This window comes from Nonomuraea sp. NPDC049141, assembly GCF_040648415.1.
Taxonomy (GTDB): domain Bacteria; phylum Actinomycetota; class Actinomycetes; order Streptosporangiales; family Streptosporangiaceae; genus Nonomuraea.
The window spans coordinates 262,335-277,441 of the sequence record NZ_JBEZDR010000003.1; the positions used below are offsets into that span (position 1 = coordinate 262,335).

Below are 15,107 nucleotides of genomic sequence, written 5' to 3' on the forward strand. Positions count from 1 at the left end.
ACCTGATCGCGCAAGTCCCTGGCGTGCAGGAGGAAAGGTGTCAACCAGACCCTGGTTACGCAGCACTGTCGTCGTCCTCGCCATCGCGGCGTCCTCTCTACCCCTCACCGGAGCCGCCCGGAGTGCACCGGGCGGCACGGCTCCCCAAGTCCAAGACGTCCAGGACGGCGAGCCCGGCAAGCCCGACCTGGACAAGCGGCAAGGCAGAGTCCCGCCGCCGGTCGGGGTCAACGCACGGAGCGCGGGCGCGGCGGCCGAGATCCGCTGGAACGCGCTGGGCACCCCGGCCGCCATCACCAGCGCCGCGCCACTGGCCGAAGGGCTGGGCGCCGACCCCGAGCAGGCCGCACGCGCCTATCTCAAGAACAACGAGCGGGTCTTCGGCCTGTCCGGCGCGTCGGTCGACGCCCTGGAGAAGGTCGCGGTCAACCCGATCGGCGCGGGCCATGCCGTACTGCTGCGTCAGCGCTTCGGCGACCTGCCGGCCGGTGTGGACGGCCTCGTCGCGATCGGCGTGGCCGACGGCAAGGTCAGGCACGTCACCTCCTCGCTGTCGCGCGACACGGGGGCGCCGCCGGCCGCCACGATCACCGCGCAGCGGGCCCTGGAGATCGCGGCCGGGGACGGCGGCATCGATCTGGCCACGGCCGTCACCAAGCAGGTCAACGCGGTGGCGGTACCGGCACCCGACGGGGTGCACAACGCGTACCAGGTCGTCCTGATCGGCGGTCAAGGCGAGGCGGCCGGCTACACCACACACGTGGACGCGGTCAGCGGCGCGATCCTGGTCCGGGAGAACCTGGTCGAGCACTTCGACCCGGACAACCCGCACTGGTCGGCGTTCCCGTCGAACCCGCCGGACGACTACTCCACCACCGACACCCGCCAGACCTGGTGCTTCGCGGCGGCTCCCGGCTGTGACTACGTGACCGGCGGCGACCCCACGACCGGCAAGGCGTGGGACGTCGACCACGCCACGAACACCTCGACCAATACCAGCATCGGCAACGCCGCGAAGACCGTCGAGAACCGGACGAGCGCCGACCCGTTCACGGTCGGCACCCGCAGCAACGTGCTCACGCCGAGCCGGAACTACACCTACCCGTGGCAGAACACCTGGTACACGGCGAAGTGCAACCCCGCGGTCTTCGACCAGAGCGGTGAGAACGACCTCGAGGCCGCGATCGCCAACCTGAACGCCATGCACAACAGGATGCACGACTGGTCCTATCGCCTCGGCTTCACCGAGACCGCGTGGAACATGCAGGTGAACAACGGCGACCGCGGCGGCCTCGGCAACGACCCCGAGCAGGGCAACGCCCAGGCGGGCGCCCGCGACCTGACCGTCCGCGACAACGCCAACCAGATCACCGGCCCTGACGGGGTCGCGCCGATCACGAACATGTACCTGTGGCAGCCGATCGCGGGCTCGTTCTACTCCCCGTGCGTGGACGGCGACTACGACATGTCGGTCATCGGCCATGAGAACACCCATGCCATCTCCGGCCGCATGATCGGCGGCCCGACCGCCGGCTGGAGCGGCGCCCAGGCCGGCGCGATGAACGAGAGCACCTCCGACCTGATGGCGATGGAGTACCTGTTCGAGTACGGCTTCCGCCCCTCGGGTCTGACCCCGTACGTCACGGGCGGCTACGTCACCGGAGACCGCGAGCGGGGCATCCGGAACTACGACATGTCCAAGTCGCCGCTCAACTACAGCGACATCGCCTACGACCTGGTGGGCCAGCAGGTCCACGCGGACGGCGAGATCTGGTCGGCCACCCAGTTCGACGTGCGGGACGCCTTCGTCAAGCGGTACGGCAAGGGCACCGCGAAGCAGCAACGGGCCTGCGCGGACGGCAGGACGCCGATCGGCAAGTGCCCGGGCAACCGGCGCTGGGCCCAGCTCTCGCTCGACGCCCTGCTGCTGATGGCCTCGGGCGCGGTCAGCTACGTCGACTACCGCGACGCGCTGCTCGCGGCCGACGCGGTGCGCTTCGACGGCGCGGACCAGGACATCATGTGGCGCGTGTTCGCCGAGCACGGCCTGGGCGCGAACGCGGCCAGCGTCGGCCCGAACGACCCCGACCCGACGCCCAGCTTCGTCAACCCGGCGGGCAAGAACGGCTCGCTGCAGCTCAAGCCGCTGGGCGAGGCGAAGGGCGCGGCGCTGCGCCTGTACGTGGGCGACTACGAGGGACGGGTGGTCCCGGTCGCCGACACCGACCCGGCGACACCGCTCGGCGACACCGTCGAGATGACGCCCGGCCTCTACGACTTCGTGGTGGCGGGCAACGGGTTCGGGCACACACGCCTGAAGTTCCCGGTGGTGGGCGGCGCGAAGCTGCCATTTCCCCTGCCGCTGTCCCGCAACCTCGCCTCGGCCACGGCCGGCGCGACGGCCTCGGGCGACGGCGTCAACCAGGCCAAGCTGATCGACGAGACCGAGGCCACGAACTGGGCCTCACTCACCGGGGCGCCGGCCGGCAAGTCGGTCACGGTGGACCTGGCGGGCGACACCCCGGTCAAGATCCGCAGAGTCCAGGTCAGCGCCATGCTCCGGCCCAACATCAACGACCCGGCCGACCCCGGCGCGCAGAACCGGTTCACCGCCCTGCGCTCCTTCGAGGTGCTCGCCTGCGCCAAGGACTGCGCCGACCCGGCGAACTTCAGGAAGATCTACACCAGCCCCGCGGACGCGTTCAAGACCGCGCGCCCCCGTCCCCGAGGTGCGAACCTGCTCATCAAGTCGTTCAACGTCCCCACGACCACCGCCACCCACCTGATGCTCCGCACGCTCACCACCCAGTGCACCGGCAACCCGCTGTACGCCGGTGAGCAGGACGCCGACCCCAACTCCTCGACGGACTGCGCCACGGCCAGCCCCACCCGCGACCAGGCCCGAGCCGCCGAATTCCAGGCGTTCTCGTTCTGATCCCCGTAGTACGGCTCGCGCTCACACCGGGCGCGAGCCGTACTAAATTCTGACCGGTGTACCCTCCCATCGAGCCCTATGATCATGGGCATCTCGACGTCGGCGACGGCCATCTCGTCTACTGGGAAGTCTGCGGAAACCCCCAGGGTAAGCCCGCGCTCGTCGTCCACGGCGGTCCCGGTTCGGGCTGCGGGCCGGGGCAGCGGCGTCGCTTCGATCCAGAGCTTTACCGGATCATCCTGTTCGACCAGCGCAACTGCGGCCGGAGCCTGCCGCACGCCAGTGACCCGGCCACCGATCTGACCACCAACACCACCCACCACCTGATCGCCGACATGGAACGGCTGCGGGAGCACCTCGGCGTCGACCGGTGGCTGCTCTACGGCGGCTCATGGGGGTCCACCCTCATGCTCGCCTACGCCGAGACGCACCCCACACGAGTCTCGGAGATGGTGATCAACGGCGTCACCATGACCCGCCGCTCCGAGATCGACTGGCTCTACTTCGGCGTCGGCCGCTACTTCCCCGAGCAGCGGCAGCGCTTCCGGGAGGGCGTCCCCGAGGCCGAGAGCGACGCCGACGTGCTGGCCGCCTACGCGCTGCGCATGGCCGACCCCGACCCCGCCGTCCGCGCCAAGGCCGCCCACGACTGGACGGCGTGGGAGGACACGGTGATCTCCATGGAGGTCAACGGCACGCCGAACGCCTACAGCGACCGGCCGCCCCTCGCCCTCCTGGCCTTCGTACGGATCTGCGCCCACTACTTCTCCAACGCCGCCTGGCTGGAGGAGGGCATCCTGCTGCGCGAGGCGGACAAACTTGCCGGGATCCCCGGCGTGCTCCTCCACGGCCGCTTCGACCTGGGCTCGCCGCTGGAGACCGCCTGGGACCTGGCTCAACGCTGGCCCGACGCCCGGCTCGTCGTGGTGGACGACTCGGGGCACACCGGCAGCAAGACCATGAGCGAGGAGGTCAAGGCGGCTCTGGACGGCTTCGCGACCTGAGCCCAAGCGTCACACGGTTACCGCGCTAGTGCCGGTCGGCGCCCGGTCGTTTGGCGGCCAGGGCGATCACGTCGGCCAGCTCGTCGAGTTCGGCCGGTTCCTCGGTGAGGCCGGCGATGGCCAGCCGGAGGTGCGGCCGTCCCTGGCGTACCCAATAGCGGCTGCCGGGCGCCGCCGAGATGCCGTGCGCGGCCAGCGTGACCAGGGCCTCCGACTCGTCGTGGACGGGCACCCACAGCACGAGGCTGTCCCGGCCGCCGGTGTGCACACCACGGGTGGACAGCAGGGCGGCCAGGCTCGCGCGGCGCCGGGCGTACGCCGTGCGGGCCCCTGCCACGATCGCCTGCGTGGCGGGGTCGGTGAGCAGGTGGGCCAGGGTGTCCTGGAGGATCCGGCTGGTCCAGCCGGTGCCGAAGCTCCGCAGCACGCGTACCCGTTCCACGGCGTCCGCGGCCCCGCCGATGATCGCGAGCCGGAGGTCGGGTCCGTGCGACTTGGAGTAGGAGCGCACGAGCACCGTCCGCTCGGGCAGCGTCGTCCCGAGGCTGTTCAGGGGCGCGGCGGACAGGTCGCCGATCCCGTCGTCCTCGACGATGAGGGTGTTCGTGGGCGCGAGCAGCCGGGCCAGCTCGGCGGAGCGGGCCTCGGGCACGGCATGGCCGCACGGTGAGTGACCGCGCGGCTGGTAGACGAACGCCACCGGGCTGGAGCGCAGGCTTTCGGCGAGCGCGGCCGGGATGGGCCCGTCCTCGTCGCAGGCGACCGGGACCAACTCGACGCCGATCATCTCCAGGATGTCCAGCAGCCTGGCCGCCGTGGGCTCCTCGATGGCGATGCGGTCGCCGGGCAGGGCGGTCGTCTGGCAGAGAAGTTGGACCCCTTCGTACCCGCCGCCGAGCGCCAGCCAGCTTTGTGCGGGAAAAGGCCAGGTAGGCTCGACAGCGGCCCGCAGGCGTGGGGTGATCGTCTCGCGGGTGTAGTCGTTGAGCCTTTCGCTCGAGGAGGCCGCGGCGAGCGCGGCGCCGAGGGGCGGGAGCAGCGCCCGGTCCGGCGCCGCCATGGCGAGGTCGATCGCCAGCCGGTTGCCGAAGTGGCCGATCCGCTCGTAGCGTGCGGGGTGCGGCACCCCCGGAGGCCCGAGCACGACCGTTCCGCGCCGGCCCTCCGTGCCGATCATCCGGTGTTTCCGCAGCTCCGACCAGGCTTCGGCGATGGTGCTCGGGCTGACGCCCAGCTCGCGGGCCAATCGCCGCACGGTGGGCAGCCGCGCGCCGGGCCGCAGCGTGCCCTGCCTGATCAGGTCGATCAGACCGGTGGCGACGCCGCGCGCGCTGGGGTCGCGGACCTGCTGCCCGAGCCAGGCGGGATCCACCTCCACGAGACCTCCCATCAGACAAAGCTTTGTTCAGCAACAAAGCACAGCTTGTGTAGCGGATTTCGCTGAACATAAGGTACAGCCCAATACCTGACTAAGGGGAGTTTTTGTGACGAAACCTCGCATTCGGCTAGGTCTCCGCGACTGGGATCACCTGGTTCCCGTCGCGACGGGGACGCTGACGTCCGAGGCGTTCGACCTGGATCTCGATTCCCGGGCGATGACGCCGGACGTGCTGAGCGAGCCGGAGCTGGACGGTGGGGAGACCTCCTTCAGCAGGTACGTCCTCGGCCGGGCCCAGGGTGACGACCGGCTGGTGGGGCTGCCCGTCTTCGTGATGCGCGGCTTCCGGCACCGGTGCGTGCTGGTGCGCCGCGACAGCGAGCTGCGCGAGTTCGCCGAGCTGAAGGGGGCCCGCGTGGGCCTCACCGGCTGGCCGGACTCGGGCAACACCTGGACGCGGGCACTCCTGCGGGCGGCCGGAGTCGACCTGACCGGCATCGAGTGGACGGTCGGCGCCGTGGACGCGCCCGAGCCGGGCAAGGACCGCGTCGGCGGGGCGAAGCTGCCGGACAACGTCAGCGTGACCGACGGCTCACTGGCGGAGGAGCTCGCCGCCGGACGGCTCGACGCGATCATGACGCCGTTCATGCCCGCGGGCTTCTTCACGCCGGAGAGCCGGTTCCGTCACCTCCTGGCCGACCACCCCGCGGCCGAACTCGACTACTTCCGCCGCAACGGCTTCATCCCCGGCATCCACCTGGTGACGCTCAAGCGCGAGCTCGTCGAGCGTCACCCCGAGCTGCCGGGGGCCGTACAGGAGCTCTTCGAGCGGTCCAAGCGGCACTGGCTGGCGCGGCGGCGCCTCCTGACAGACACCACCCCGTGGCTGCTCGCCGACCTGAGCAGGACCCAGGAGGTGTTCGGCGAGGACTGGATGCCGTACGGCACGGCCGCCAACGCCGCGATGACCGCGGCCTTCTGCGCGGAACTGCACGCCCAGGGGATCGCCCCCGCTTCCATCGACCCCCAGGAGGTCTTCGCCTCATGAACAATCTTCGCGTTGCGATCGGCCAGTTCGCCTCAGCCGAGGACTGGGAGGACAACCTGAAGTCCTGCGCCGACCTCTTCGACGAGGCCGTCGCCGGGAACGCGGACCTGCTGGTGCTCCCGGAAGGCGCGATGGCCCTGTTCGTGGACGATCCGGTGCGGATCCGCAAGGCGGCCCAGCCGCTCGACGGGCCGTTCGTCACCGGGCTGGCCGAGCGCACCCGCGGCACGTCCACCACGGTGATCGTCGGCATGCACCAGCCCGCCGAGGACGGCCGGGTGATCAACACGCTGGTCGCGCTGCGCGACGGCCAGATCATCGACATCTACCGCAAGCTCCACCTGTACGACGCCTTCGGCCGGCGCGAGTCGGACAACGTGCTGGCCAGCTCGGACAACCCCGTCGTCATCGAGTGCGCCGGCTGGAAGGTCGGCATGATGACCTGCTACGACGTCCGCTTCCCCGAGATGGCCAGGCTCCTCGCCGACCAGGGCGCGCAGGTGGTCGCCCTGCCCGCGGCCTGGGTACGTGGACCCGCCAAGGAGTGGCACTGGGAGGTCATGGTCACCGCCCGCGCCCTGGAGAACACCTACTACGTCGCCGCCTCCGGCGAGTGCGGCCGCCGCAACATCGGCGCCAGCATGTTCGTCGATCCGCTCGGCATCACCCGTGGTCGGCTCGGCGGCGACACCCCGGGTCTGCTCTGGTCCGAAGCCTCGGCCGAGGACCTCGACCAGGCCCGCCAGGCCCTGCCCGTCCTCGCCAACCGGCGTTTCAGAGTCGACCCCCGCCCCATCACCCCCTCGACCGGTCCCACGACCGGCTCTCGATAGCCCAAGGAGCGCGTAATGCGTAAGACCCATGCCGTAGGAGCCGCCATGGCCGGGGCCCTGCTGCTGGCCGGATGCGGCGCCAACCCCACGGAGAGCCAGGGCGCCGTCGGCGACAACAGCTCCTCCGCCCCCGCCGCCGCCACCCACGCCAAGGACCAGGCCCTGTTCGACCGCCTGCCCGACAAGGTGAAGACCGCGGGCAAGCTGGTCTCGGTGAACAACGGCTCGTTCCCCCCGTACGAGATCGCCGGCACCGACGGCAAGACCATGACCGGTGCCGCGGCCGAACTGGCCGAAGAGCTGGGCGGCCTGCTCGGCGTCAAGATCGAGCACGTGACCGTGGACGGGCTGCCCAGCCAGCTCACCGGCATCGCGGCCGGCCGCTACGACCTGGCCCTCGGGCCGGTGGGCGACTTCCCCGACCGCCAGGTCTCCAATGACTTCGTCGACTGGGTGCAGGAGTTCGTCGTCTTCGCCGTGCCGAAGGGCAACCCGAAGAAGATCCAGTCGATCGCCGACACCTGCGGGCTGCGGATCTCCGTGATGGCCGGCGGGTCGGCCGAGAAGGTGATCAAGGCGCAGTCCGACACCTGCGTCAAGGACGGCAAGAAGAAGGTCGAGGTCCAGTCCTACAAGGACCAGCCCACCTCGATCCTCGCGGTCCGCTCCAACCGGGCCGACGGCTTCTTCTCCTCGCAGGCCCCTCTGACGTACTTCGTGAAGCAGTCGGGTGGCGAGCTGGAGCTGGCGGGTACCGGCCAGGCCAACGGATTCGACACCCTGTACCAGGGGGCCGTCGTGGCCAAGGACTCGCCGCTGCGTGACGTGCTCAAGGACGGCATCCAGAAGCTGATCGACGACGGGACGTACGAGAAGGTCATGACGAAATGGGGAACCAACGGAAACATGCTGAAGCAGGCCGGCGTGAACCTGGCGAAGCAGTGACGACCGCCACCGAGCGGCACTCGCCCCCCGAGGTGGACGTCGCGGGGGCGGCGCGGACGCGGCACCCGCTGCGCTGGGTGGCCTCGATCATCCTGCTGATCCTGGCCGCCCAGCTGGTGAACCTGCTGGTCACCAACCCCAACTTCAAGTGGGACGTGGTCGCCCGCTACTTCAACGCCCAGGTCATCGGGGCGGGCATCATCACCACGCTCTACCTGACCGTGATCGCCATGGCCGTCGGCGTGATCGGCGGGGTGCTGGTCGCGATGGGGCGGCTCTCCCAGAACCCGATCGCGCGGATCGTCTCCGGGCTCTACGTCTGGTTCTTCCGTGGTACGCCGGTGCTGGTGCAGCTCGTGCTCTGGTACAACCTGTCCGCCCTGATGCCGCAGATCTCGTTCGGCATCCCGTTCGGCCCGGAGTTCCTCACGGCCGACACCAACAAGCTGATCACGCCGCTGCTCGCCGCCATCCTCGGTCTTGGGCTCAACGAGGCCGCGTACATGGCGGAGATCATCCGTGGCGGCCTGATGTCCGTCGACCCCGGCCAGACCGAGGCCGCGTCGGCGCTCGGCATGAGCCGCGGGCGCACGTTCCGGCGGATCATCCTGCCGCAGGCGATGCGGTTCATCGTGCCGCCGACCGGCAGCCAGGTCATCAGCATGCTGAAGGCCACCTCGCTGGTCAGCGTCATCGCCCTCGCCGACCTGCTGTACACCGTGCAGGCGATCTACAACCGCACCTTCCAGACCATCCCGCTGCTGATCGTGGCCTGCGTCTGGTATCTGGTGATCACGTCGATCCTGTACGTGGGCCAGTCCTTCATCGAACGCCACTACGCGCGCGGCGCCACGCGGAACGCGCCCCAGAGCTTCTGGAGCTTCCTGATGTTCCGGCGGCGGCAGGCCGCGCCGGCCCCGACCCGCGAGGAGACGCCATCATGAGCATGCCCATGGTGCACGCCCGGGCCGTCCGCAAGAGCTTCGGCCATCTGGAGGTGCTCAAAGGCATCGACCTGACCGTCGAGCGGGGCGAGGTCGTCGTCATCCTCGGCCCCTCCGGGTCGGGCAAGTCGACGTTCCTGCGGTGCGTCAACCACCTGGAGACCATCGAGGGCGGCGCCATCCACGTCGACGGCGAGCTGATCGGCTTCCGTGACTCCGGCGGCCGGGTGCACCACCTGGGCGATCGGGACATCACCCGCCAGCGCCGGGAGATCGGCATGGTCTTCCAGCAGTTCAACCTGTTCCCGCACTTCACCGTGGTGCAGAACATCATGGAGGCGCCCGTCGGCGTGCGCCGCGAATCACGCGCGAAGGCCCGTGCCCGCGCGCTCGCTCTGCTGGAGCGGGTGGGCCTGGCGGACAAGACGAACAGCTACCCCCGTCAGCTCTCCGGCGGGCAGCAGCAGCGCGTCGCCATCGCCCGCGCGCTGGCCATGGAGCCCAAGCTGATGCTCTTCGACGAGCCGACCAGCGCGCTGGATCCCGAGCTCGTGGGCGAAGTGCTCGCCACCATGAAGGGCCTGGCCAACGACGGCCTCACCATGATCGTCGTCACCCATGAGGTCGGATTCGCCCGCGAGGTGGCCGACCGGGTGGTGTTCATGGACGGCGGCGTCATCGTGGAGACCGGGCCGCCCGCGGAGGTGCTCGACAACCCGCAGAACCCCCGGACCCGAGCCTTCCTCAGCAAGGTCCTCTAGCTCTCAGGTCGTGGCCATCTTCCGCATGAGGCCGGCGTACAGCTCCGGGTCGCTCGACGCGCGGACGATGAGCTCCGGACGCAGCAGCTCGGTCTCGCCTGGCTCGCCTTCGAGGACCCGTACGAGCTGGTGAAGCCCGCGGCGGCCCATCTCGTGCATGGGCGAGCGGACCGAGGTGAGCGGGACCGGCAGCTCGGCGGCGAGCGGCGTGTCGTTGAAGCCCACGACCGCGATGTCCGCGCCGACCCGTAGCCCGTGGTCGCGCAGCGCGCCGATCGTGCCGATGGCGCCGAAGTCGTTCACCACGAAGAGCGCTGACGGAAGCGGGCCCGTCGCGAGGAGACGTTCGGTCCCCTCGCGACCGCCTCGCGCGTCGAAGCGTGAATGCACGATCCGGTGGCCGGGGATCCGCAGCCCGGCCTCGCGGAATCTCTCGACGAAGCCGCCGGTGCGGTCGATGCCGGTGCTCGCGTACGGCTCGCCGGCGACGATCGCCACCTCCTCGTGCCCGAGCTCCAGCAGGTGCTCCGCCGCCATCCGGCCGCCGAGATAGTCGTCGCAGACGACCGCCGGATGCTGCCCCGCCCGCCGGTTGACCAGGGTGAACGGGACGCCGCGCGCGGCGACCTCGTCCAGGAAGCCGGAATCCGCGTGCGCGTCGCCGAAGATCATGCCGTCGACGCGCCGGCCGAGGACCATCTCCGTCCGGGCGCGCTGGACGTCGGGCTGATCGCGCGTGTTGATGACGAACGTCGACAGGCCCAGCTCGGCTGCGGCCTCCTCGATGCCCTCGTAGATGGTCGCCAGCACCACGTCGGACAGCCGGGGGACCAGCACGCCGATCAGGTTGCTCCGCTGGGTGCGCAGGCTCATCGCGTGGGGATTGCGCTGGTAGCCGAGCTCGTCGGCGAGCTTGCGCACGCGCTCGACGGTGGGGCTCGACGCGGCTCTCAGCCCTTCGCCGGGCTTCGCGTGCAGCACTCGCGACACCGTGGAGACGTGCAGGCCGAGCTGGTCGGCGATCATCTGCAGCGTCACCGGTCGCGCCCTCTTCGCAGCCAATGTCCCTCGGCTTCCGCTGGCTGGGTTTTCTTGATTTTAACGTGAAGTTCTTGACATCTCGTAGGCGCAGGTCAGATGCTACCAAACGTTTGGCGCAAACGTTTGGGTAATGAGGAGGCCAGCGAGTGTCCAAGGTCATCGTCCTGTCCACGGGAGGGACCATCGCCACCCGTCGCGACGGGCAAGGAGTGGGTCTCGCCCAGGACCGGGTGCGCGAGCTTCTCGGGCGCCTCCCGGTCGATCCCGGGGTGGAACTGGACGGGATGGACGTGCTGTGCGCGGGCAGCTACCTGTTCACGCTCGCGGACATGCGCGAGGTCGCGGCGCGGACCCGCGAGGCGCTCACCGATCCTGACGTGCTCGGCGTGGTCGTCACCCACGGGACCGACGGCATGGAGGAGACCGCCTACCTCGCCGATCTGTTCCACGACGATCCCCGGCCGGTCGTGTTCACGGGCGCGCAACTGCCGGCCGACGCGGCGGACGGCGACGGCCCGCGTAACCTCGCCGACGCGATCGCGGTGGCGGCGGGCGGCCGGGCCTGCGGGCTGGGCGTGCTGATCGGCTTCGACGGCCAGATCTTCGCCGCCTCCGGCACCCGCAAGACCCACACGCTGGCCTCGTCGGCGTTCTCCGCGCCGGACAGCGGGCCGCTGGGGCGCGTACGCGACGGCCAGGTGAACATCCTCATGACGCCCGCCCGGGCGAAGCCGCTCGACCTGGACGCGTTCGACCTCGACGGAGTCCGTACCGACATCGTGGCCCTGTACCCGGGCTGCGACGAGGCCGCGCTGCGCGCGGTGGTCGAGGCGGGCGCCACCGGGGTCGTCCTCCAGGCGCTGGGGGCCGGCAACGCCAACCCCCGGATCAGGGACGAGGTGGCCCGGATCACCGAGGCCGGCGTCGTCGTCGCCCTGTCCACCCGGGTCGACGCCGGGCCCGTCGCCGCCCTGTACGGCAACGGCGGCGGCGCGGATCTCGTCGAGGCCGGTGCCATCCCCACCGGAACCCTGCGCTCACCGCAGGCCCGCGTCCTGCTCAGCGCGCTGCTCGGCTGCCACCGGGATCCGGTCCGCGTACGCGCGGAGCTGCGCTCGCGGACCTGGAACCCCACTCCGATCGAAAGGACGAAGTGACCATGCCCAAGGAGATTCTCGTCGCGTACGGCGTGGACGTCGACGCCGTCGCGGGCTGGCTGGGTTCGTACGGCGGGGAGGACTCGCCGTGCGACATCTCGCGCGGGCTGTTCGCCGGCGAGGTCGGCGTCCCGCGGCTGCTCCGCCTGTTCGAGAAGTACGACCTGCGGACCACCTGGTTCATCCCCGGTCACTCCATCGAGACCTTCCCCGACCAGACCCGCATGGTCGTGGCCGGCGGTCACGAGGTCGGCGTGCACGGCTACTCGCACGAGAACCCGATCGCGATGAGCCGCGACCAGGAGAGCGCGATCCTCGACCACTGCATCGACCTGGTCGAGAAGTACTCCGGCAGCAGGCCGACCGGCTATGTCGCCCCGTGGTGGGAGTTCTCGCCCGTCACCAACGAGCTCCTGCTGGAGCGGGGCATCAAGTACGACCACTCGCTCATGCACAACGACTTCACCCCGTACTACGTCCGGGTCGGGGACTCCTGGACGAAGATCGACTACTCCCGCCCGGCGGCCGAGTGGATGAAGCCGCTGGAGCGCGGCCAGGAGACCGACCTGGTGGAGATCCCCGCCAACTGGTATCTCGACGACCTCCCGCCGATGATGTTCGTCAAGGCCAGCCCGAACAGCCACGGCTTCGTCAACCCGCGCCACCTCGAAGAGATGTGGCGGGATCAGTTCGACTGGGTGTACCGCGAATCGGACTACGCGGTCTTCACCATGACCATCCACCCCGACGTCTCGGGCCGGCCGCAGAGCCTGCTCATGCACGAGCGGCTCATCGAGTACATCAACGGCCACGAGGGTGTGCGCTGGGCCACCTTCGACGAGATCGCCGACGACTTCAAGGCCCGCTCACCCCGATAACGGCCCCGCGCCCTTCATGCCGGTCCGGCGATGACGCACGCGCGAACGCCCCCCAATCTCTTTCTCCGAAAGGGCATCTCCATGACAACGACCTCTTCGGGCGTCCCGGAAACCGGCACCCGGCCCTTCCCTCGCGTCGGGGTACGGCAGACGCGCAAGGCCACGGTGATCGCGCTGTTCGCCTGGATCTTCGCGGTCTACGACTACATCATGTTCGGCACGCTCCTGCCGGAGATCTCCGGCCAGTTCAAGTGGACCCAGGCGGAGGCGTCCCTGATCTCCACGCTGATCTCGGTGGGGACCGCGGTCGTCGTGCTCGGGGTGGGGCCGCTGGTCGACCGGCTGGGCCGCCGCAAAGGCATGATCCTCACCGTGTCGGGCACGGCACTGGCCTCCGCGGTGTCGGCCGCCACGATGAACGCCGCCTACCTGGTCGGCGTCCGGTCCATCGGCGGGCTCGGACTCGCCGAGCAGTCGGTCAACGCGACGTACCTCAACGAGATCTACGCCGTCACCGAGGACGAGAAGATCAAGAAGCGCCGGGGGCTGATCTACAGCCTGGTCCAGGGCGGCTGGCCGCTCGGCGTGCTGCTGGCCGCGGCCTTCATCGCCGTCTTCCTCCCGCTGGTCGGCTGGCGGGGCTGCTTCCTGCTGGCGACGTTCCCCGCCATCGTGATCGCGCTCCTGCGGCGCGGCCTGCGCGAGACGCCCCAGTTCGAGCTGCAGCAGAAGATCGACCGGATGCGCAAGGAGGGCCGTGCGGAGGAGGCGGCCGGTCTGGCCCGCGAGTACGGCGTGTCCGAGAGCCAGTCGGCTCCGTTCAAGGAGATCTTCCGTGGGTCCGCGCTGCGCAACACGCTCGTCCTCGGGTTCGCCTGGTTCGTCAACTGGTTCGGCATCCAGGTGTTCAGCGTGCTCGGCACGACGGTGCTCACCCAGGGCAAGCACGTCGGCTTCACCAACTCGCTGCTGATGTTCATCGTGATCAACGCGATCGGCTACCTCGGCTACGTCTTCCACGGCTGGGCCGGGGACCGGTTCGGCCGGCGCAACGTGATCGCGTTCGGCTGGATGGCGTCCGGCGTCATCTTCGCGCTCATGCTCCTCGTCGCCAGCGGCACGGTCGCCGTGGTCGCGCTCTACTCGCTGGGCATGTTCTTCCTGGTGGGGCCGTACTCGGCGATGCTGTTCTACATGGGTGAGTGTTACGACACCCGCTGCCGCGCCACGGGCACCTCGTTCATCAACGCGATCAGCCAGCCGGGCGCCATCGCGGCCGGCGCGATCATCACGGCGATGCTCGTCGCGGGCTCGGACTGGAACCAGGGCGCCCTGCTGGTCGGCGCGCTGGGCACGTTCCTGTCGGGATTCGTGATGTTCGGTGCGCGGAAGGTGCCCGCGCTGTGACTCCCCTCGACACCGGCGGGCGGGTCGCCGTCATCACCGGCGCCGCCAGCGGCATCGGCCGCGCGCTGGCCGTGTCGTACGCCGCCCACGGCGTTCGTACGGTCATCGGCACCTACCCCGGCGACCCGCACGACCCCGCCGAGACCCTCAAGCAGGTCGAACAGGCCGGCGGCGCGGGCGTGGTGCACGAGGTCGACGTACGGGACGCCGCGCAGGTCGAGGCCTTCGCCCAGCGCGCGGTCGACGAGTGGGGCCGCCTCGACATCGCGGTGGCCAACGCCGGAGTGCTGCGCCGAGCCCCGCTGGCGGAGCTCACCGACGCGGCCTGGGACGACATGCTGCAGGTCGACCTGACCGGCGTGCTGCGCACCCTGCGCTCCGCGTCGGCCCGGATGAGCGGCGCCGGCGCGATGGTCGCGGTCTCCTCCATCGCGGGCGGCGTGTACGGCTGGGGCGAGCACGCCCACTACGCCGCCGCCAAGGCCGGGGTGCTCGGGCTGTGCCGGAGCCTCGCGGTGGAACTCGCCCCCCGGCAGATCCGCGTCAACTCCGTCATCCCCGGCCTCATCGTCACCCCGCAGTCGTCCGACCCGGTGAACTCGCTCGGCCCCGACGGCCTGGCCCGCGCCGGGCGGGACATCCCGTGGGGCCGGGTGGGACGGCCCGAGGAGATCGCCTCCGTCATCCGGTTCCTCACCTCGGCCGACGCCGGCTACATCACCGGCCAGAACATCGTCGTCGACGGCGGGCTCACCGTCCGCATGCCCGCCTGAGGA

The 15,107-nt window shown here is 70.2% G+C and carries 13 protein-coding genes; 11 read left to right on the forward strand and 2 right to left on the reverse strand.

Annotated features, from left to right (window positions below; genetic code table 11):
* Positions 1–37: 37 nt before the first annotated feature.
* Both AB0B91_RS09845 and pip read left to right on the forward strand, forming a co-directional pair.
* The gene (locus AB0B91_RS09845) at positions 38–2,935 is read left to right on the forward strand and encodes a M36 family metallopeptidase (protein ID WP_358317887.1); all 2,898 of its coding nucleotides are present in this window, start codon (positions 38–40) and stop codon (positions 2,933–2,935) included.
* Positions 2,936–2,991: 56 nt separating this feature from the next.
* On the forward strand, positions 2,992–3,939 hold the full coding sequence (gene pip, locus AB0B91_RS09850; RefSeq protein ID WP_358317888.1) for a prolyl aminopeptidase: 948 nt from the start codon (positions 2,992–2,994) through the stop codon (positions 3,937–3,939).
* 25 nt (positions 3,940–3,964) lie between these two features.
* On the opposite strand, the gene AB0B91_RS09855 is transcribed toward pip, so the two are convergent.
* Entirely contained in the window at positions 3,965–5,329 is a 1,365-nt protein-coding gene (locus tag AB0B91_RS09855) for an aminotransferase class I/II-fold pyridoxal phosphate-dependent enzyme (RefSeq protein WP_358317889.1), read from the reverse strand.
* Between the two features lie 94 nt (positions 5,330–5,423).
* Here AB0B91_RS09855 and AB0B91_RS09860 point away from each other — a divergent pair, with 94 nt between their 5' ends.
* From AB0B91_RS09860 to AB0B91_RS09880, 5 genes are read left to right on the forward strand one after another with little or no spacing between them, the layout of a single operon-like run.
* Positions 5,424–6,365 carry a hypothetical protein gene (locus AB0B91_RS09860; RefSeq protein ID WP_358317890.1) on the forward strand — a complete coding sequence of 314 codons (942 nt, stop codon included), beginning with the start codon at positions 5,424–5,426 and terminating at the stop codon, positions 6,363–6,365.
* On the forward strand, positions 6,362–7,198 hold the full coding sequence (locus AB0B91_RS09865; RefSeq protein WP_358317891.1) for a nitrilase-related carbon-nitrogen hydrolase: 837 nt from the start codon (positions 6,362–6,364) through the stop codon (positions 7,196–7,198). The genes AB0B91_RS09860 and AB0B91_RS09865 overlap by 4 nt, the downstream gene beginning before the upstream one ends.
* Before the next feature lie 15 nt (positions 7,199–7,213).
* Positions 7,214–8,143: an ABC transporter substrate-binding protein gene (locus AB0B91_RS09870; protein WP_358317892.1), complete on the forward strand. Its 930-nt coding sequence runs from the start codon at positions 7,214–7,216 to the stop codon at positions 8,141–8,143.
* Positions 8,140–9,087: an amino acid ABC transporter permease gene (locus tag AB0B91_RS09875; RefSeq protein WP_358317893.1), complete on the forward strand. Its 948-nt coding sequence runs from the start codon at positions 8,140–8,142 to the stop codon at positions 9,085–9,087. Before AB0B91_RS09870 ends, AB0B91_RS09875 begins: the two co-directional genes overlap by 4 nt.
* On the forward strand, positions 9,084–9,848 hold the full coding sequence (locus AB0B91_RS09880; protein ID WP_358317894.1) for an amino acid ABC transporter ATP-binding protein: 765 nt from the start codon (positions 9,084–9,086) through the stop codon (positions 9,846–9,848). The genes AB0B91_RS09875 and AB0B91_RS09880 overlap by 4 nt, the downstream gene beginning before the upstream one ends.
* A 3-nt stretch (positions 9,849–9,851) precedes the next feature.
* On the opposite strand, the gene AB0B91_RS09885 is transcribed toward AB0B91_RS09880, so the two are convergent.
* On the reverse strand, positions 9,852–10,886 hold the full coding sequence (locus tag AB0B91_RS09885; RefSeq protein ID WP_358317895.1) for a substrate-binding domain-containing protein: 1,035 nt from the start codon (positions 10,884–10,886) through the stop codon (positions 9,852–9,854).
* Positions 10,887–11,035: 149 nt separating this feature from the next.
* Here AB0B91_RS09885 and AB0B91_RS09890 point away from each other — a divergent pair, with 149 nt between their 5' ends.
* From AB0B91_RS09890 to AB0B91_RS09905, 4 genes are all read left to right on the forward strand, one after another.
* Complete coding sequence (locus tag AB0B91_RS09890; RefSeq protein WP_358317896.1) at positions 11,036–12,046, forward strand: asparaginase; 1,011 nt, start codon at positions 11,036–11,038, stop codon at positions 12,044–12,046.
* Between the two features lie 2 nt (positions 12,047–12,048).
* A complete protein-coding gene (locus AB0B91_RS09895; protein ID WP_219527291.1) occupies positions 12,049–12,924 on the forward strand; it encodes a polysaccharide deacetylase in 876 nt (291 codons plus the stop codon).
* A gap of 81 nt (positions 12,925–13,005) precedes the next feature.
* Positions 13,006–14,331 (forward strand): MFS transporter, encoded by a 1,326-nt coding sequence (locus AB0B91_RS09900; RefSeq protein ID WP_358317897.1) that lies wholly within the window; start codon positions 13,006–13,008, stop codon positions 14,329–14,331.
* A complete protein-coding gene (locus tag AB0B91_RS09905; protein WP_358317898.1) occupies positions 14,328–15,104 on the forward strand; it encodes an SDR family NAD(P)-dependent oxidoreductase in 777 nt (258 codons plus the stop codon). Before AB0B91_RS09900 ends, AB0B91_RS09905 begins: the two co-directional genes overlap by 4 nt.
* The last annotated feature ends 3 nt before the right edge of the window (positions 15,105–15,107 follow it).

Excerpts from the sequence above, each read along its gene's own strand:
- AB0B91_RS09900 (WP_358317897.1), top strand. The coding sequence starts at position 13,006 with ATGACAACGACCTCTTCGGGCGTCCCGGAAACCGGCACCCGGCCCTTC.
- AB0B91_RS09895 (WP_219527291.1), top strand. The coding sequence starts at position 12,049 with ATGCCCAAGGAGATTCTCGTCGCGTACGGCGTGGACGTCGACGCCGTC.
- AB0B91_RS09865 (WP_358317891.1), top strand. The coding sequence starts at position 6,362 with ATGAACAATCTTCGCGTTGCGATCGGCCAGTTCGCCTCAGCCGAGGAC.
- AB0B91_RS09855 (WP_358317889.1), bottom strand. The coding sequence starts at position 5,329 with ATGGGAGGTCTCGTGGAGGTGGATCCCGCCTGGCTCGGGCAGCAGGTC.
- AB0B91_RS09880 (WP_358317894.1), top strand. The coding sequence starts at position 9,084 with ATGAGCATGCCCATGGTGCACGCCCGGGCCGTCCGCAAGAGCTTCGGC.
- AB0B91_RS09870 (WP_358317892.1), top strand. The coding sequence starts at position 7,214 with ATGCGTAAGACCCATGCCGTAGGAGCCGCCATGGCCGGGGCCCTGCTG.